17 protein-coding genes are annotated in these 18022 nt (G+C 68.5%); 6 read left to right on the forward strand and 11 right to left on the reverse strand.

What is annotated here, in order from left to right; all coding sequences use genetic code 11:
• Positions 1-57: 57 nt before the first annotated feature.
• A complete protein-coding gene (locus tag A5758_RS23630) occupies positions 58-681 on the reverse strand; it encodes an MBL fold metallo-hydrolase (protein ID WP_067209330.1) in 624 nt (207 codons plus the stop codon).
• Entirely contained in the window at positions 681-1766 is a 1086-nt protein-coding gene (locus A5758_RS23635; RefSeq protein WP_067745172.1) for an S-(hydroxymethyl)mycothiol dehydrogenase, read from the reverse strand. Before A5758_RS23635 ends, A5758_RS23630 begins: the two co-directional genes overlap by 1 nt.
• Positions 1767-1798: 32 nt before the next feature.
• Between A5758_RS23635 and A5758_RS23640 the strand changes: the two genes are divergently transcribed.
• The 3 genes from A5758_RS23640 (at position 1799) to A5758_RS23650 (ending at position 4340) form a co-directional block, all read left to right on the forward strand.
• The gene (locus tag A5758_RS23640) at positions 1799-2869 is read left to right on the forward strand and encodes a class I SAM-dependent methyltransferase (RefSeq protein ID WP_067745173.1); all 1071 of its coding nucleotides are present in this window, start codon (positions 1799-1801) and stop codon (positions 2867-2869) included.
• Positions 2869-3687: a serine hydrolase gene (locus A5758_RS23645; protein WP_067745174.1), complete on the forward strand. Its 819-nt coding sequence runs from the start codon at positions 2869-2871 to the stop codon at positions 3685-3687. Before A5758_RS23640 ends, A5758_RS23645 begins: the two co-directional genes overlap by 1 nt.
• A gap of 140 nt (positions 3688-3827) precedes the next feature.
• The gene (locus A5758_RS23650) at positions 3828-4340 is read left to right on the forward strand and encodes a DUF3145 domain-containing protein (protein WP_067209402.1); all 513 of its coding nucleotides are present in this window, start codon (positions 3828-3830) and stop codon (positions 4338-4340) included.
• Positions 4341-4343: 3 nt separating this feature from the next.
• Here the strand turns inward: A5758_RS23650 and A5758_RS23655 are convergent, their stop codons facing one another.
• The gene (locus tag A5758_RS23655; protein WP_067209314.1) at positions 4344-5261 is read right to left on the reverse strand and encodes a diacylglycerol kinase; all 918 of its coding nucleotides are present in this window, start codon (positions 5259-5261) and stop codon (positions 4344-4346) included.
• Positions 5258-6838, reverse strand: coding sequence for an FAD-binding oxidoreductase (locus A5758_RS23660; protein WP_369816484.1), 1581 nt, complete (start codon positions 6836-6838; stop codon positions 5258-5260). The genes A5758_RS23655 and A5758_RS23660 overlap by 4 nt, the downstream gene beginning before the upstream one ends.
• 47 nt (positions 6839-6885) lie before the next feature.
• On the opposite strand from A5758_RS23660, the gene A5758_RS23665 reads away from it, so the two are divergent.
• Together A5758_RS23665 and A5758_RS23670 are read left to right on the forward strand one after the other, a co-directional pair.
• Positions 6886-7461 (forward strand): TetR/AcrR family transcriptional regulator, encoded by a 576-nt coding sequence (locus A5758_RS23665; protein ID WP_067745180.1) that lies wholly within the window; start codon positions 6886-6888, stop codon positions 7459-7461.
• Positions 7458-9002: a glycerol-3-phosphate dehydrogenase/oxidase gene (locus A5758_RS23670; protein ID WP_067745185.1), complete on the forward strand. Its 1545-nt coding sequence runs from the start codon at positions 7458-7460 to the stop codon at positions 9000-9002. Before A5758_RS23665 ends, A5758_RS23670 begins: the two co-directional genes overlap by 4 nt.
• Here A5758_RS23670 and A5758_RS23675 read toward each other — a convergent pair.
• Positions 8999-9430: a nucleoside deaminase gene (locus A5758_RS23675; protein ID WP_067745312.1), complete on the reverse strand. Its 432-nt coding sequence runs from the start codon at positions 9428-9430 to the stop codon at positions 8999-9001. The two genes, A5758_RS23670 and A5758_RS23675, sit on opposite strands and share 4 nt — an antisense overlap.
• Positions 9431-9525: 95 nt before the next feature.
• Between A5758_RS23675 and A5758_RS23680 the strand changes: the two genes are divergently transcribed.
• The gene (locus A5758_RS23680) at positions 9526-11073 is read left to right on the forward strand and encodes an FAD-dependent monooxygenase (protein ID WP_067745188.1); all 1548 of its coding nucleotides are present in this window, start codon (positions 9526-9528) and stop codon (positions 11071-11073) included.
• Positions 11074-11151: 78 nt separating this feature from the next.
• Here A5758_RS23680 and A5758_RS23685 read toward each other — a convergent pair whose 3' ends face one another.
• From A5758_RS23685 to A5758_RS23710, 6 genes are all read right to left on the reverse strand, one after another.
• The gene (locus tag A5758_RS23685) at positions 11152-12573 is read right to left on the reverse strand and encodes an acyl-CoA carboxylase subunit beta (RefSeq protein ID WP_067209296.1); all 1422 of its coding nucleotides are present in this window, start codon (positions 12571-12573) and stop codon (positions 11152-11154) included.
• 47 nt (positions 12574-12620) lie between these two features.
• Complete coding sequence (gene kasB, locus A5758_RS23690) at positions 12621-13874, reverse strand: 3-oxoacyl-ACP synthase KasB (RefSeq protein ID WP_067209293.1); 1254 nt, start codon at positions 13872-13874, stop codon at positions 12621-12623.
• 81 nt (positions 13875-13955) lie between these two features.
• Complete coding sequence (gene kasA, locus A5758_RS23695) at positions 13956-15206, reverse strand: 3-oxoacyl-ACP synthase KasA (protein ID WP_067745191.1); 1251 nt, start codon at positions 15204-15206, stop codon at positions 13956-13958.
• Positions 15203-15547: a meromycolate extension acyl carrier protein AcpM gene (gene acpM / locus A5758_RS23700; RefSeq protein ID WP_066949723.1), complete on the reverse strand. Its 345-nt coding sequence runs from the start codon at positions 15545-15547 to the stop codon at positions 15203-15205. The genes kasA and acpM overlap by 4 nt, the downstream gene beginning before the upstream one ends.
• An 81-nt stretch (positions 15548-15628) precedes the next feature.
• Complete coding sequence (locus A5758_RS23705) at positions 15629-16549, reverse strand: ACP S-malonyltransferase (protein ID WP_067209285.1); 921 nt, start codon at positions 16547-16549, stop codon at positions 15629-15631.
• A gap of 140 nt (positions 16550-16689) precedes the next feature.
• Positions 16690-18015 carry a CdaR family transcriptional regulator gene (locus tag A5758_RS23710; protein ID WP_067209281.1) on the reverse strand — a complete coding sequence of 442 codons (1326 nt, stop codon included), beginning with the start codon at positions 18013-18015 and terminating at the stop codon, positions 16690-16692.
• Positions 18016-18022: the final 7 nt, after the last annotated feature.

Consider the following 18022-nt stretch of genomic DNA (forward strand, 5'->3'; position numbering starts at 1 on the left):
GGTGGTGCCGAACTGGTGCTGGTGTGACGGCCGTGGCCCTACGGCGCGGGCGCGGGCTCAGTGGCCGCGGGCCACCCACTCCTCGTAGTGGACGATCTCGTCGCCGATGGTGGTGCTGTCGCCGTGGCCGGTGTGCACCACCGTCTCGCCGGGCAGCTTGCCCAACCGCTCGGAAATGGACTGCAGGATCGTCGGGAAATCCGAATACGAGCGGCCGGTCGCGCCCGGGCCGCCGGAGAACAGGGTGTCCCCGCTGAACACGACGCCCAGGTCATGGGAATACCAACACACCGAACCCGGGGAATGGCCCGGGGTGTGCATTGCCCGCAGCTCGGTCCCTCCGATGCTCAGCGTCTCGCCGTCGCATAGCGAGCGGAAGTCGTTGTCCGGATGCGTCATTCGCCAGAGCACCTCGTCGGCCGGATGCAGCAGAACCGGCGCGTCGAGGGTCTTGCCCAGTTCCGGCGCGACGGTCACGTGGTCGTTGTGACCGTGCGTGCACACCACCGCGACCACGTGGCGGCCGTCCACGGCCTCGACGATCGGCGCCGCGTCGTGGGCGGCGTCGAACACCACCACGTTGGAGTTGTCGCCGATCAGCCAGATGTTGTTGTCGACTTCCCAACTGCCGCCGTCGAGTTCGAAGGTGCCGTGGGTCACCACCCGCTCGATGTTCACCATCAGAGCACCACCACCGAACGCAACACCTTGCCCCCGTGCATCTTGTGAAAAGCCTCCTCGACGTCGTCTAGCCCGATTCGCTCGGAGACAAACTTCTCCAGGGGCAGCCGGCCCTGCAGGTAGAGGTCGATCAGGGTGGGGAAGTCGCGTTCGGGCAGGCAATCGCCGTACCACGACGACTTCAGCGACCCGCCGTGCGAGAAGAAGTCGATCAGCGGCATCTCGAGCTTCATGTCGGGCGTCGGAACACCCACCAGCACAACGGTTCCCGCGAGGTCGCGGGCGTAGAAGGCCTGCTTCCAGGTTTCGGGCCGGCCGACGGCGTCGATGGCGACGTTGACCCCGAACCCGTCGGTGAGGTCCTGGATCGCCTCCACGACGTCGGCATGGCGGGCGTTGATGGTGTGGGTGGCGCCGAACTCGCGGGCCCAGTCCAGCTTGGTGTCGTCGGTGTCGACGGCGATGATGCGCCGGGCCCCGACCAGCGCGGCACCGGCGATCGCGGCATCGCCGACGCCGCCGCAGCCGATCACCGCGACGGTGTCGTCGCGGGTGACGCCGCCGGTGTTGATCGCCGCGCCGATGCCGGCCATCAGCCCGCAGCCGAGCAGGCCGGCGACGGCGGGGTCGGCGGCGGGATCGACCTTGGTGCACTGGCCGGCGTGGACCAGGGTCTTGTCGGCGAACGCCCCGATGCCCAGCGCGGGGGTCAGCTCCGTGCCGTCGGTCAGCGTCATCTTCTGCGCGGCATTGAAGGTGTCGAAGCACAGGTGGGGGCGGCCGCGCTTGCAGGCCCGGCACTGGCCGCAGACGGCCCGCCAGTTCAGGATGACGAAGTCACCGGGCTCGACCGCGGTCACGCCGGGGCCGACCGCCTCGACCCGGCCGGCGGCCTCGTGGCCGAGCAGGAAGGGGTATTCGTCGTTGATGCCGCCCTCGCGGTAGGTCAGGTCGGTGTGGCACACCCCGCAGGCAATGATGTCGACCAGGGCTTCGCCGGGCCCGGGGTCCGGGACGACGATGTCCACCAGTTCGACGGGCTCGCCCTTCTTTCGTGAAATCACGCCGCGCACTGTCTGACTCATGGCCATCAACCTACGGTGTACCGTCGCTGACCATGACGGCACCCGAGATCGCCTCGGAATCCAGTGACGAGTTCAGCGGACGAATCGCCGCGGCCATCGACGGCGCCGGCCTGACGCTACTGCTGAGCATCGGGCACCAGACCGGCCTGCTCGACACGATGGCGGGCCTGGCTTCCGCCACCAGCGCGCAGATCGCCGAAGCGGCCGGCCTCAACGAGCGCTACGTGCGCGAGTGGCTGGCCGGCATGACGACCGGGCGCGTCGTCGAGTACGACCCCGACTCCGCCACCTATTCGCTGCCCGCGCACCGCGCCGGCGTGCTGACCCGGGCGGCCGGGCCGGACAACCTGGCCCTGGTGGCCCTGTTCGTTCCGCAGCTCGCCGAAGTCGAACAGAAAATCATCGGCTGCTTCCGCGAGGGCGGCGGCTTGCACTACAGCGAGTTCCCCCGGTTCCACGCGCTGATGGCCGAGCAGAGCAGCGTGGTGTACGACAACGCTTTGGTCGATGTGGTGCTGCCGCTGGTCGACGGTCTCGTCGAACGCCTGCGCTCGGGGGCCGACGTGGCGGACTTCGGCTGCGGCAGCGGCCACGCGGTCAACGTGATGGCGCGGGCGTTCCCGGCCAGCCGCTTCACCGGCATCGACTTCTCCGACGAGGCGATCGCCGTCGGCGCCCGCGAGGCGGCCGACCTCGGTCTGGCGAACGCGACCTTCGAACGCCACAACCTGGCGGAGCTGGACAAGCGGGACGCCTATGACGTCATCACCGTGTTCGACGCCATCCACGACCAGGCCCACCCGGCGCAGGTGTTGGAGAACATCCACCGCGCCCTGCGTCCCGGCGGCGTCCTGCTGATGGCCGACATCAAGGCGTCGAGCCGGCTCGAGGACAACGTCGGCATCCCGATGAGCACCTACCTGTACACCACTTCGCTGATGCACTGCATGACGGTGTCGCTGGCGCTGGACGGCGCCGGGCTGGGCACCGCCTGGGGGACACAGCTGGCCACCGAGATGCTCGGCGATGCCGGGTTCGACGACGTGCGGGTGGCAGAGATCGAGTCCGACCCGATCAACAACTACTACATCGCTCGGAAGTGATGGCGGCCCTCGACGCGCTCGCTGATTGGCCGGTCGAGGTCGCCGCCGCGGCGGTGATCGGACCCGACGGGGTGCTGGCCAGCCACGGCGACATCGAGCGGGTGTTCGAGCTGGCTTCGGTGACCAAGCCGCTGGTCGCCCGCGCCGTGCACGTAGCGGTCGAAGAGGGTGTCGTCGACCTGGACACCGCTGCCGGCCCGCCGGGGGCCACGATCCGCCACCTGCTGGCGCACGCGTCGGGCCTGGCTCTGCAGAACGATCACGTGCTGGCCGCCCCCGGGGCGCGGCGCATCTACTCCAACCACGGCTTCACCGTGTTGGCCCAGGTCGTGGAGCGCGAATCCGGCATCGAGTTCGGAAGCTACCTGGCCGAAGCGGTCTGCGAACCCCTGGGCATGGCCGCCACCCGGTTGGACGGTGGCGCGCCGGCTGCCGGGTTCGGGGCGACGTCCACGGTGGCGGACCTGGCGGCTTTCGCCGTCGACCTGCTGCGCCCGTCGACCGTCTCGGCCGAACTGCACGCCGAGGCGACCACGGTGCAATTTCCGGGCCTGGACGGGGTGTTGCCCGGCTACGGCGTGCAGCGGCCCAACGACTGGGGGCTGGGTTTCGAGATCAGGGACGCCAAATCGCCGCACTGGACCGGCGCGCGCAACTCGCCGCGAACGTACGGCCATTTCGGCCAGGCGGGCGGCTTCATCTGGGCAGATCCCGAACGTGACCTGGCGCTGGTGGCCCTCACGAACCGCGATTTCGGGGAGTGGGCGCTGCGGCCCTGGCCTGCGCTTTCCGATGCCGTGATAGCCGAATACGGCTAATGGAAAATGCACACTAGCGCAACACGGGCATCACAAGGCACAATAGACACGCACGACACACAAATAGTTAGCAGATCCTGCCTACAGGTCCCACCAGGTCGTTGGGGAAGACGTCCCTCGTGGAACCGAAGGAGCAGGATATGCGTGCGTCGAATCAATTCGCCGACGTGACGACTGGCGTGGTGTACGTGCACGCCTCGCCGGCGGCGGTATGCCCGCATGTCGAGTGGGCGTTGTCGTCGACCCTTGGGGCGAGGGCGAACCTCACCTGGACGCCGCAGCCGGCCATGCCCGGGCAACTGCGCGCGGTCACCAACTGGGTCGGGCCGGTCGGCACCGGCGCCAGGCTGGCCAACGCCTTGCGCTCCTGGTCGGTGCTGCGGTTCGAGGTCACCGAGGACCCCAGCCCGGGAGTGGACGGCCAGCGATTCAGCCACACCCCGCAGCTCGGCCTCTGGAGCGGGGCGATGAGCGCCAACGGTGACGTCATGGTCGGGGAGATGCGGCTGCGGGCGCTGATGGCGCAGGGCGCCGATACCCTGGCCGCCGAGCTGGACACGGTCCTCGGCACGGCGTGGGACGACGCCCTCGAGGCGTACCGCGACGGCGGCGAGGTCGGCGAGGTGACCTGGCTCAGCCGGGGAGTCGGCTAGCCGCTATCGGTCCTCGGCTCGGCGCAGGATCCGCAGCGCGCCCGGAACAGCGCTGATCTCGGCGGGTAGCGGGCAGGCGAAGTCGCCGTCGGCGTAGACGTTGATGCCCGGGCACTCGACGTGAACGGATTGGGCCCGAGTCGTGCTCACCTCGTCGAGGTTGACGTGGGTGCCCTTCATCACGGTGGGGAAGAGGCGGACCAGCTTCGTCCGCGACGCCGAGTGCACCATGGTGATGTCGAGCAGACCGTCAGTGTGATCGGCGTGGGGACAGATCAGCATGCCGCCCCCGTAGCTGCGAGTATTGCCGAAGGCCGCCAGCGTGATGTCGGCATCGATCTCTCGGGTCCCGTCGAGGACCATGCGAAACGGCAACAGCCGCAACTGCGATAGCTCGGCGAGCATCGCGATGTAATACCGCAACCGCCCGTCCGGCCAGGTCATCCGGTTGGCCCGATCGGTCACCAGGGAGTCGAATCCGGTGGCCGCCACCGTGCCGAACCACTTGATGGCCCCGTTCTCGTCGCGAATCCGGCCCAGGTCGATGGTTTCCGTGCAGCCGTCGACGATGATGTCCGCGGCGGCTTCCGGATCCTTTGTGGGAAGCCCGAATTCGCGGGCGTGGTCGTTACCCGTCCCCGCCGCCACGATGCCGATCGGAACGTCGGTGCCCGCGAGCACTTGCAGCGCGTTGGAGACGACGCCGTCACCGCCGGTCACCATCACCGCGTCGGCGCCCTTCTCCAGTGCCGCGCTCACCAGGTAGCGCGCGTCTTGCGCGTCGTCGCCGATGATCTCGACGACCTCGACACCGTGGTGGTGCAGCCGCGCGATCGCACGCTCCGCCGCCCGGATCGCGGCGCCGTGCCCGGAGACCGGATTGGTCAGCGCGATCACTTTCGCGATCTCGCGCCGATTCATGGAATCAGCTTGCCGGGGTTGAGGATTCCGGCGGGGTCCAGGGTCGCCTTGACCGCGCGTAAGACCTGCACCCCCAGCTCGCCCACCTCGTCGGCCATCCAGGGCCGGTGGTCGGCACCGACCGCGTGGTGGTGGGTGATCGTGCCGCCGGTGGCCATAATCGCGTCGCAAGCGGCCTTTTTCGCGGCCTTCCACTGCTCGATCGGATTGCCGCGCTGGCCGGCGACGACGGTGAAGTACAGCGACGCCCCGGTGGGGTAGACGTGCGAGATGTGGCACATCACCAGCGCCGGCGTGCCGGTATCGGCCAGCGCATCGGTAAGCGCTTGCGCCACAGCGGCTTTGAGTGCGGGAATGTTGGACCAGTCGGTGGCGGTCTCGAGCGTCTCGCAGAGTGCGCCGGCCGACAGCAGCGAGTCGCGCAGATACGGTGCGCCAAACCGTCCGTGCTCCCAGGCCCGCGCAGGCGCTTCGCCCAGCGACGTTCCGCCCTGCGCCGCCAGCAGGGCGCTGGTTTCGGCGTGGCGGCTCTCGACATGTTCCCTGCTGCCCTCGAACACCGTGATCGCCAGGCAGCCGCCGGTGATCTGGCTTTCGCCGATCGACTCGGTGGTGGCCAGGTTGACTCCCGTCTCGGCCTCGTCGGAAAGCCGGATGACGGTGGGGCCGGTGGCCGTTTGCGTGACGGCGCGCAGGGCCGCGGCCCCGGTCTGGAAGTCGGGGAAGGACCACGCCTCGTAGCGGACGGCTTCCGGGGTGCGGTGCACCCGCAGCCGCACCCGGGTGATGACCCCGAAGACGCCCTCCGAGCCGATCATCATCTGACGCAGGTCGGGCCCGGCGGCGGACTCGGGCGCGCGGCCCACGTCCAGGGTGCCCACCGGGGTGACCACGTGCAGGCCGCGCACCATGTCGTTGAATCGGCCGTAGCCCGCCGAGTCCTGCCCGGACGAGCGCGTCGCGGCGAAGCCGCCGATCGTCGCGTATTCGAAGCTCTGCGGGAAATGCCCGAGTGAAAAGCCTTGAGCGCCAAGCAAGCGTTCCGCCTCCGGGCCGGTGACGCCGGCCCCGAACACGGCCTGGCCCGAGACCTCGTCGAGCGAGATCAGTTGGTCCAGGCGGCGCAGGTCGAGGGACACGACGGCTTGGAACTCGCCGCGAATGGGATCCAAACCGCCGACCACGCTGGTGCCGCCGCCGAACGGAACGACGGCGATGCGGTGGTGGGAGCAGTAGCGCAGGACCGTGGCGACGGCGTCTTCGTCGCCGGGCAGCAGGATGGCGTCGGGCGCGTCCTGTACCCCCGCGTCCTTGCGGCGCAGCAGGTCGATCGTGGACTTGCCGCCGGCGCGCAGCAGCCGATCCCGGTCGTCGGTGCGGCAGTACGCGGCACCGACGATCTCGCCCAGCCCGTCGCGGTGCGCCTGCGCCAACGCCGACGGGCGGAGCCGCACCTGGTCGGGCGCCAGCTCGGCGGCGCCGGAATCCTCCACGCCCACAGCCTGTTTCAACAGCGCCCGGATCCCCTCGGAGAGCGGCTTGGCCGCGGCGGGGCCGCCCCAAGCGTTCCACTTCATTGGGGGGAGGAGGCCCTCGGGTTGCGTCATGCGTTACAGTATTACACATGCTGTCAATCAGTAACGCTCGCTCTCAGGTCGACACTGGAGAGCGCATCCTCGCGGCAGCAGCCAGCTGTGTGGTCGATTTCGGGGTGGACCGGGTGACCCTGGCCGAGATCGCTCGACGCGCGGGCGTCAGCAGGCCCACGGTGTACCGGCGCTGGCCGGACACTCAGTCGATCGTGGCGGCGCTGTTGACCCGGCACGTCACCGAGGTGATGCGTGACGCGCCCCTGCTCGGTGACGACCGGGAATCGCTTGTCCGACAGATCGTTACGGTGGCCGATCTGCTGCGCCGGGACCGCCTCGTGATGTCCGTGCTGCATTCCGAGCTCGCGCCGATTTACATCACCGAGCGCCTCGGGACCAGCCAGCACATGCTGATCGACGCCCTCGCCGCCCGGCTGCGAGTCGCCCAGCGCAGTGGCAGCGTCCGCGCCGGTGACCCGGTCCAGATGGCAACCATGGTGTTGCTGATCGCCCAGTCGACCATTCAGTCGGCGCAGATCGTCGAACCGCTCCTGGACGCCGAAACGCTGGCCGGCGAACTCGCCTACTCGCTGAACGGATACCTGTCGTGATACCCGACCCCACCGCGCTCAACGCCGCCCGCCGCGCGGCCGACCTGACGGCGCTGGCCGACGGCGAACCGCTGGACGTCGTCGTGATCGGCGGCGGCATCACCGGCGCCGGCATCGCTTTGGACGCCGCGTCGCGGGGGTTGCGGGTTGCGCTGGTGGAAAAGCACGACCTGGCCTTCGGCACCAGCCGCTGGAGTTCCAAGTTGGTGCACGGCGGCCTGCGCTACCTGGCGACCGGCAACGTGGGGATCGCCCGGCGCAGCGCCATCGAACGCGGAATCCTGATGAGCCGCAACGCCCCTCATCTCGTTCATGCGATGCCGCAACTAGTTCCGCTGCTGCCGTCCATGGGGCGGGGCAAGCGCGCGTTGGTGCGCGCGGGATTCCTGGCGGGGGATGCGCTGCGGATGCTCGCGGGCACGTCGTCGGCGACGCTGCCGCGGTCGCGCCGAATCGGGCCCGAGCGCGTCGTGCAGATGGCGCCCACCGTTCGTCGTGACGGGCTGGACGGGGGCCTGCTGGCCTACGACGGGCAGTTGATCGACGATGCCCGCCTGGTCACCGCGGTCGCGCGCACCGCGGCGCAGCACGGCGCGCGGATCCTGACGTACGTGGCGGCGTCGAAGGCCACCGGCACCTCGGTGCGGCTGACCGACCAGCGCACGGGGCAGTCGTTCGATGTCTCGGCCGGGGCCGTCATCAACGCGGCCGGGGTGTGGGCGGCCGAGATCGACGGCCTGTTGCGGCTGCGACCCAGCCGCGGCACCCATCTGGTGTTCGACGCCAAAGCCTTCGGCAATCCCACTGCGGCGCTGACGATTCCGATACCCGGCGAGCTCAACCGGTTCGTGTTCGCCATGCCCGAGCAGCTGGGCCGGGTCTACCTGGGGCTGACCGACGAAGCCGCTCCCGGCCCGATCCCGGACGTGCCGACGCCGTCGGCGGACGAGGTCACGTTCCTGTTGGAGACGGTCAACACCGCGTTGGGGGTCGCGCTCGGCCCCGCCGACGTCATCGGTGCGTACGCGGGCCTGCGGCCGCTGATCGACACCGGGGAGGGCCGCACCGCCGACGTCTCGCGCGAGCATGCCGTCGTGGAGTCGGGGTCCGGGATCATCAGCGTGATCGGCGGCAAGCTGACCGAATACCGCTACATGGCACAGGATGTGCTGGATCGCGCAATCAGCCTGCGGCACCTGCGCGCCGCGAAGTGCCGGACCCACAACCTGCCGCTGATCGGCGCGCCCGCCAACCCGGGGTCGGTCGGCCCGGGTTCGGTTGCCGGATTGCCGGTGTCGCTGGTGCAGCGCTACGGCGCCGAGGCGGCCAGGGTCGCCGCCGCCGCCAGCTGCAAGCGTCCGGGCGAGCCGGTCGCCGAGGGCATCGACGTGACCCGTGCGGAATTCGAGTACGCGATCACCCATGAGGGCGCGCTGGATGTCTCGGACATCCTGGATCGGCGGACGCGCATCGGATTGGTCGAATCCGATCGCGAGCGGACGGTGGCCGTTGCGGAGGAGTTCGTGGCGCAATTCGGCTAGGGCGCCAGGCCGATGTCCTCGTGCCACAGGTCGGGGTGCTCGGCGATGAACGCCGACATCATCGCCACGCAGCGGTCGTCGTCGAGCACCGTGACCTCAACCCCGTTGTCGGCCAGCCAGTCGTGTCCGCCGCTGAACGTCCGGCATTCGCCGACCAGCAACGATCCGATGTTGAACTGCCGCACCAGCCCACTGCAGTACCAGCAGGGCGAGAGCGTCGTCACCATGACCGTGGAGCGATAGTCGCGCTGCCGGCCGGCCGCGCGAAACGCGTCGACCTCGGCGTGCAGCGACGGATCGCCTTGTTGCACACGGCGATTGCGGCCGCGCCCCAGCAGCACGCCGTCGGCGGTGAACAGCGCGGCACCGATCGGGATGCCGCCCTCCGCCAGCCCGGCCCGCGCCTCGTCGAACGCGACGTCCATCATCGCCGCCGGGAGAGTCACGACCTCATTTTCCACGACACGCCGAGGCGGAGCGATCTGACTGTAAATATCGAATGACAGCGACTACCATTTTGTAGATGACGACCATCCGCGTTCCCGTGCTCATCGTCGGTGCCGGCGCCGCCGGTCTGGCCACCTCCGCGCTGCTGGCCAAACACGGGATCCATTCGCTGCTGGTGGAGAAGCGGCGCGAGACCTTCATCTATCCGAAGGCCCGCAATCTGAGCTTCCGCAGCCTGGAAATCCTGCGCGGCCTGGGGCTCGGCGACGAGGTACATGCGGTCGCCGACCATGTTTCGGCCCTGACGGTCAGGCCCACGCTCAACAGCGCCGAGGAACGACTGGCCATCGACGTCAACGCGATCTTCGCGGGACTCGACGGGCTCAGCCCGGAGCCCGCCGCGCAGTATTGCCCGCAGAGCAGGCTGGAGCCGATTCTGCTCGGCGAAACGCGGCGGCGGGGAAGCGAGGTGCAGTACGGGACGGAAGTGGTGTCGCTCGAGCAGGACGGGGCCGGCGTCACCGCGGTGGTCCGCGACCGGGACACCGGGAAGTCCGAGACTGTTCGCGCCGACTACCTCGTCGGCGCCGACGGCGTGCACAGCCCGGTCCGGAACTGGTTGGGCATCAACACGTCTGGTTATGGCGCGTTACCGATCTTCGTCGTGTTCATCTACTTCCGGGCCCCCTGGACGAAGTTCGTCTCGCACTTGGCCGATGGGGATGCCGTGCAGGTCAAGAACGCTGACGTGGACGGCATCTTTCTGCTGGTCGACGGCGACCTGGGGATGTTCATCACCATGTACTTCCCCCGCAAGGGTGAGTCGGCGGAGCAGTTCACGCCGCAACGCTGCCGGGATGTGCTCACCAGCGCGATCGGCGAGCGGATCGAGATCGACGTCATCGAGGTCGCGGCCTGGCAGCCCTATGAGCAGGTGGCCGACCAATTCCGATGTGGCCGAGCCTTTCTCGTCGGCGATTCGGCGCATACCATGCCGCCGTTCAAGGCCGGGGGAGCCAATACCGCGATCCAGAGTGCGCACAACCTGGCCTGGAAGCTGGCGGCCGTTTTGGACGGGACCGCCGAACCGGCGCTGCTGGACACCTACCAGGCCGAGCGGCACCCGGTGGGGCGGTTCGCCGCCCGGCAGTCGCTGACCGGCCCGACGCTCGCCGTGCTGCCCTTGAGCGAGGACGGACCGCGATTGCCGGCCGACGAGGAGTGCTCGATGTTCGAACTGCTCATCGGTTACCAATACCGCTCGGCGGCGGTGGTGAACGGACCGGCAAAGCCGGACACCCTGCAACTGGTCTCGGAGTTGCGCGCTCAGCCCGGCACCCGGGTTCCCCACGTGTGGGTGCGCGACGGTGTGTCGACGCTCGACCTGCTCGGGCCCGGATTCACCGTGCTCACCGGCGACGAACGCTGGTGTGCCGCTGCGGCTTCGGTATCGGTCGCCGCGCATCGCATCCACAGCGACGAGTGGTCGGCAGTCACCGGACTCGCTCCCGAAGGTGCGCTGTTGATCCGTCCGGACGATTTCGTCGGCTGGCGTGCCGATACGCTGCCTGAGGACCCCGAAGGCGAACTGCGCCAGGCGCTTACCACGATCCTGGGTCGCTAGCTTTCGCGAGCAGACACAAAATCGCACTGCGCGGGCACCGCGCGTGCGATTTTGTGTCTGCTCGGCCTAGAAGGTGGCTTACAGCGGAATGTTCTTGTGCCGACCGCGGCGAGCCGGCGCCTGCGCCAGCGCCTCGGTGAGCTTGCTGCGGGTGTGCGAGGGGTCGATCTTCTCGTCGACCACACCGATCTCGATGGCGCTGTCCACACCACCGGCGATCTTCTCGTGCTCGGCGGCCAGCTGGTCGTGCAGCGCTTCGCGCTCGTGATCGGCCGCGGCGGCCAGCTTCTTCTTGTGCAGGATGCCGACGGCGGCCTTGGCCCCCATCACGGCCACCTCGGCGTCGGGCCAGGCATACACCTTCGTCGCGTTGAGCGACCGGGAGTTCATCGCAATGTAGGCCCCGCCGTAAGTCTTTCGGGTGACCAGCGTGACGCGCGGAACCGTGCACTCGCCGAACGCGTGCAGCAGCTTCGCGCCGCGGCGCACCACGCCGCCCCACTCCTGGTCGACGCCGGGCAGGTAGCCGGGCACGTCGACGACGACGATCAGCGGGATGCCGAACGCGTCGCAGAGACGCACGAATCGTGCTGCCTTCTCGGCGCTTTCGGAGTTCAGGCAGCCACCCAGTCGCAACGGGTTGTTCGCCAGGACGCCCACCGAGCGGCCGGACAGCCGGCCCAGCCCGATCACCATCGACGGTGCCCAGTTGGCCTGGAACTCGTCGAACGGCGTCTCGTCGTCCAGGATCGCGGTCACGATCGGACGCACGTCGTAGGCCCGCCGAGCCGATTCGGGCAGCAGCGCGTGGATATCGGTGTCGCCGGCCTCGGCCCTGCTGCGGTCGAAATGACCCTGCTGGCAGAACAATCCGACCAGCCGGCGGCCACGCTCGTAGGCGTCGAGCTCGTCGTCGGCGACGATGTGGCACACGCCGGACTTCTTGTGGTGGGTCTCCGGGCCGCCGAGGGACGCCATGTCCACGTCCTCCCCGGTGACGCTGCGCACCACGTCGGGCCCGGTGACGAACACCCGGCTTTCCGGCGCCATCACGATGACGTCGGTCAGCGCGGGGCCGTAGGCGGCGCCCCCGGCGGCGAAACCGACGACCACCGAGATCTGCGGGACATATCCGGACGCGCGAATCATCGCCTCGAACACCGTCCCGACCGCGTGCAACGCCTTCACACCCTCGGCCAGGCGCGCCCCGCCGGAGTGCCAGATGCCCACGATCGGGCTCTGCTCCTCGATGGCGGTGTCATAGGCGTTGACGATGTGGGCACACCCCTCGACGCCCATGGCACCGCCCATCACGGTTCCGTCGGTGCAGAAGGCGATGGTGCGCAAACCGTTCACGGTGCCCGACGCCGAAAGCACACCCGAGCGGTCACGCTCGTGCAGCAGCTCGACGCTGCCCTCGTCGAAGAAGTTGCTCAGACGCAGCAACGGGTCCCTGGGGTCGAGCGACTCGCCGACCGACGCGGGGGCCATGATTGTCATCGCAGGTCTCCTTGTTCCGGGTGTGCTCTCTGGTGAGGAAGCGGTGATCAGTACCGCCCGAAGGCGATAGCGACGTTGTGCCCGCCGAATCCGAACGAGTTGTTGACGGCGTACTCGTAGTTGCCCGGACGCGGCTTACCCGCCACCACGTCCAGATCGACCTCGGGGTCGAGGTTTTCCAGGTTCAGCGTCGGCGGAACCACCTGGTCCCGCAGGGCGAGCACCGTCAGGATCGACTCGACCGCGCCCACCGCGCCGACCGAGTGACCGAGAGCGGACTTGGGCGCATAGACCGCCGGCTTGTGGCTGCCCAGGGCATTGTTAATGGCCTTGGCCTCGGCCACGTCGCCGACCTGGGTACCGGTGGCGTGGGCGTTGACGTGGTCGACATCGCTGGGAGTGATGCCCGCGAGCTGGATCGCTCGCGAGATCGCATGGCCGGCGCGTTCGCCATCGGGATCCGGCGCCACCATGTGGAAGCCGTCCGATGTGATGCTGGCTCCCATCACCCGAGCCAGGATGTTGGCGCCACGGGCCTTCGCATGTTCCTCGGTCTCGATCACCATCAGTGCGCCGGCCTCGCCGAATACGAATCCGTTGCGGTCCCTGTCGAACGGGCGGCAGGCGCCGGCCGGGTCGTCGTTCGTCGTGGACAACACGATCCGCATGGCGGCGAACGCCGCGATCGGCACTGCCTCGATCTTGGTTTCCACGCCACCGCAGATCGCGATGTCGGCCTCGCCGAACACGATGTGCCGCCAGGCCTGGGCGATACCTTCGGCGCCCGACGCACACGCCGAAACCGGGGCGCATACCCCGGCCTTGGCATGCCGCTCCAGGCCGACCGTCGCGGCCGCCCCGTTGGGCATGTATTTCTGCACGCCCAGCGGGTTGAACGCCTTGGTACCGCGCTCGCGCAGCGAGTCATAACCCCAGATGAGCTCCTCGGTCGAGCCCATCCCGGTGCCGATGCACACCATCAACCGGTTGGTGTCCACCTCGGGCGACCCGGCGTTCTCCCATACTCGCCGGCCCAGCACGGTGGACATCTTTTGCAGATATGACAGACGACGCAACTCGATGCGCGTCAGGTGGCTGTCGAACTCCTCGACGAGGTGCCCGCCGATGCGGACCGGCAGGTCGAACTCCTCGATGAACGGGTCCTCTAGGGTGCGGATTCCACTTTGGCCGTCAAGCAACAACTTCCACGTGTTCTCCGCGTCGGGTGCGACTGCGGTCGTCATGGCCACGCCCGTGACGACCACGTTCGGGAGCGCTTTCCCGGTAACCAGCTCTGTCATGGTTCTTGCGAAGGTTCCTTCCGTACTTGTCCCGCTTCTCCTCGGGCCGCTCGCGGCCCGCATCGTCGCCGGACGCCGTGCTCAGTACCGCCCGAAGGCGAGCGCCACATTGTGGCCACCGAAGCCGAACGAGTTGTTGATCGCGTAACGGAAGTCGCCGTAGCGAGGTTCGCCCGCGACCACATCAAGGTCGATCTCCGGATCTGGCGTTTCGTAATTCAGTGTTGGCGGTATCACGCCGTCCCGAAGGCTCAATACCGTGAGGACAGATTCCAGCGCGCCGACCGCGCCGATGGAGTGGCCCAGCGCCGACTTCGGCGCGTACACCGCTGCTCGCTCGCAGCCGGCGACCCGGATGGCGTTGGCCTCGGCCGTGTCGCCGATCGGCGTCGCCGTCCCGTGAGCGTTGACGTGGTCGATGTCCTTGGGGGACAACCCCGCCAACTCGAGCGACCGTTGCATAGCCCGGCCGGCGCGCACGCCGTCCGCCGCCGGCGCGACCATGTGGAACGCGTCCGACGTGATGCCGGCACCCATCAACCGGGCCAGCGGCTTGGCACCGCGGGCCTTGGCGTGCTCCTCGGTCTCGATGATCATCATGGCCCCGGCCTCGCCGAACACGAAGCCGTCGCGGTCCTTATCGAAGGGCCTCGACGCACGTTCGGGCTCATCGTTACGAGTGGACATGGCCCGCATCATGGAGAACGCCGCGATGGGCAGCGCCTCGATGGGACCCTCGACACCGCCGCAGACGGCGAAGTCGGCGTCACCCATGACGATCTGCCGCCAGGCGTGGGCGATCGCTTCCGAGCCCGACGAACAGGCCGATACCGGGGTGATCACCCCGGCGCGGGCACCGAGCTGCAGGCCCACCACCGCCGCGGCGCCGTTGGGCATGATCATCTGAACGGCGAGCGGCGACACCTTGCGGGGGCCGCCTTCGTTCATCAGGTCGTAGGTCTCCACGATCCTTTCGGCGCCACCGAGCCCGGTGCCGACCACGACCGAGAACCGGTCGGGGTCGACCTCCGGACTGCCGGCCGACTCCCACAGCTGAGTGCCGAGCAACTTGGCCAACCGTTGGACGTAGGACATACGCCGCAGGTCGAGCCTGCTCATGTGCTCGTCGATGGGCTCCTTGAGGTGACCGCCGATCTTGACGGGCAGGTCCCACTTCGTGACGAACTCGTCTTCGAGGACGCGGATGCCGCTTTCGCCGGCCAACAAACCCTTCCACGTGCTCTCGATGTCCGGCGCGATCGATGTCGTCGCCGTGACGGCGGTCACCACAACGCTGGGGTAACCGCCATTAGCAGTGGAAGGCTTGCTCACTTGTCCGCTTCCAGCCTCGCCTTGACGTTGGCAACGGCGTCAGGGTTCTCCGACTCCAGCTTGGCGCGCAGCGCTGCGGCGGCCTCGGGGTCTTCTTCCTCGAGCTTCTGGATGTAGGCGACGACGTCACCGACGGTGCGCAGACCGGCGAGGTCCTCGTCCGGGATCTTCACGCCGTACTTGTCCTCGGTCTGAACCGCGATCTCAACCATCGACAGCGAGTCGATGTCCAGGTCGTCGACGAACGACTTCTCCGGGGTGACCTCGGACGGCTCGATACCGGTGACCTCTTCGATGATCTCCGCGATACCGGCAATGATTTCTTCTTGAGTGACGGCCACAGCGTCTTCCCTTCGTAATGTGTTGTGTTAGTCGAGCAGAACGTTCTTTAGAGCGGTATGTGGTTGTACTGGATGCGGCTTCTAGAGTTCGGTCAGTGCGTCCAGGTCTGCGGGTGCCTTGACGGCGCGGGTCGTAACCCCCCGAAGTTCGCGTTTGGCGATGCCGGTGAGAGTGCCCGCAGGGGGGAACTCCACGGCCGCCGTGATTTCCCTGTCACGCATGGTTGCCGTGCACAGGTCCCAGCGCACCGGCTGGGTGAGCTGGGCGACCAGCGCGTCCATCGCCGCCGCCGCCGACGCGACGGGCTGCCCGTCGCGGTTGGACAGCAGCGTGGCGGTGGGCTCGGCGGTCGCGACGGCGGCCGCCGCGGCGGCGTAGCGGTCGAGGGCCGGAGCCATGTACTTGGTGTGGAACGCCCCGGCCACCCCGAGGGCGCGGATCCGGGCCTTGGCCGGCGGGTCCTCGGCCAGCTTCTCCAGCGCCGTCAGCGGGCCGGCGGCGACGATCTGGCCGGCGGCGTTGCGGTTGGCGGGGAACAGGTCGAGCTGCTCGAGACGGGCCAGCACCTCGGCCTCGTCGCCGCCGAGCACCGCGGACATGCCGGTCGGCTCGATGGCGCAGGCCTTGGCCATTTCGGCGCCGCGGGTGGCGGCCAGCGCGACAGCGTCATCGGCGGCCATCACACCGGCGATCGCGTAGGCCGCGATCTCGCCGACGGAGTGGCCCGCCACGATGAGTTCCGCATTCTTGGTTTCGGAGGACAACAGGCCGCGCTTGGTGAGCTCCTGGTGGGCCAGCAGGGTGGCGGCGACGACCAGGGGCTGGGTGACCGCGGTGTCGGTGATCTCCTCGGTCGACGCGGTGGTGCCCAGCCGGACCAGGTCGAGGCCGCTGGCCTTCGACCACAAGTCGAGCTGGTCCGCGGCACCCGGCAGGTCGAGCCACGGCGAGAGCATCCCCTCGGTCTGTGAACCCTGTCCGGGCGCAAGCAATGCAATCACGTGTTTAAGAGAACACTGTGGAAACGGTTTTGGCGGGTGTAACAGATTATGAACCTCGTCTTAGGTTTTTGTGTAGTCCCCACAAAATAGCTCCGTAAGCTACATGTTCGATACCGCGCCGCGACCTGTGGCCTGGGTCACTACGCCTCGGATTGACCCCCGATAGCCGCCCTGACCGGCAGCGGAACCGGAGGCATCGCGTTGGTGCCGACGCTAGCGGGAGCTGTGGGGTAGTTGAGCTGGCCGACCGTCGCCGCCACTCGCAGCACATATGCGTCGCGGGGCTGCGTGGGATCGCGTCCGGTGAAGTCGGTGATCCGCTTGAGCCGGTAGCGGACCGTGTTTGGATGAACGAACAACTTTCTGGCACAAGCTTCAATCGCGCCGCCACAATCTAAGTAAGCGTCAAGAGTCTCGATGAGCGTGGGGCCCGCCGCGGCCAACGGCCCCATGACGTCGGTGTGCAACGCCACGATCGCCGAGGCGTCCCCCATCAGGGCGCGCTCGGGCAGGAGTTCCCGCGCCGGCACGGGCCGGGGTGCCCCCCGCCAGCCGCCGACGGCGTTCATCCCGGAGATCGCCTCGCTGGCACTGTGGTACGCCGCGGTCAGCATGGGCGCCGTCGGCCCGACGACCACCGGGCCGTCGGAGAACGCGTCCAGCAAGTCGCCGAGAAACTTGTCGGTGGGCGACAGTTGGCCCGACACGACAGCGACCAGCCAGGTGCCGTGCACATCGGTGAGGGCGGCGCGGCCGTGCCGGGCGGCGATGTCGCGAACGTGCTGACTGGCCCGCTGGTCGTCGCCGGGTCCGGTCGACCCGCCGGGGCCCGGCGCGGGGACTCCGACCACGACCGTCGCGGGGGCGGTGGTGTCCCAGTTGAGCGCCGCGGCCCGGGACAACAGCTCGGGGCCGGTGTCGCCGCGGACCACCGCGTCGACGACGCTGGCCTCCATCCGGCTGTCCCAGGAGCCGCGCGCCTCGGCCGCGTTCGCGTAGGCCGAGGCGGAGGTGAAGGCGAGGTCGCGGCTGTACTTCAGGACGCCCACGGTCAGGGCGGCCAACTGCTCCTCGGAGCGGGCCACCAGCGGCAGCACCTCTTCGAAGAACTCCATGGTGACGCGCACCATGTCCACGCTGTGCCGCAACGCGATCCGGCGGGCCAGGTCCTGGGGCACCAGCTCGAAGGCCTGTGCGGTGTAGCTGACGTTGCTGTGGGGGTCCTGCATCCACTCGACGAAGTTGTTGATGGCCGTCTGCACCACCAGGGCCACGCTGGCCCGCTGGGAGGCTTCCAGGTCGGCGAAGAACGGCAACCGGTCCTGCATGACCGAGACCGCTTCGGTGGCCAGCCGGCCGGAGTGCTGCTTCAACCGGCGCAGGACGGAATCCGGCACGGTGTCCAGCAGTTCGAGCGGCGACCGGGGCTGCTTGGCGAAGGGGCCGGCGAACGGGTTGTCATTCACCCCTAAA

This window comes from Mycobacterium sp. 852014-50255_SCH5639931, assembly GCF_001665605.1.
Lineage (GTDB): Bacteria > Actinomycetota > Actinomycetes > Mycobacteriales > Mycobacteriaceae > Mycobacterium > Mycobacterium paraffinicum.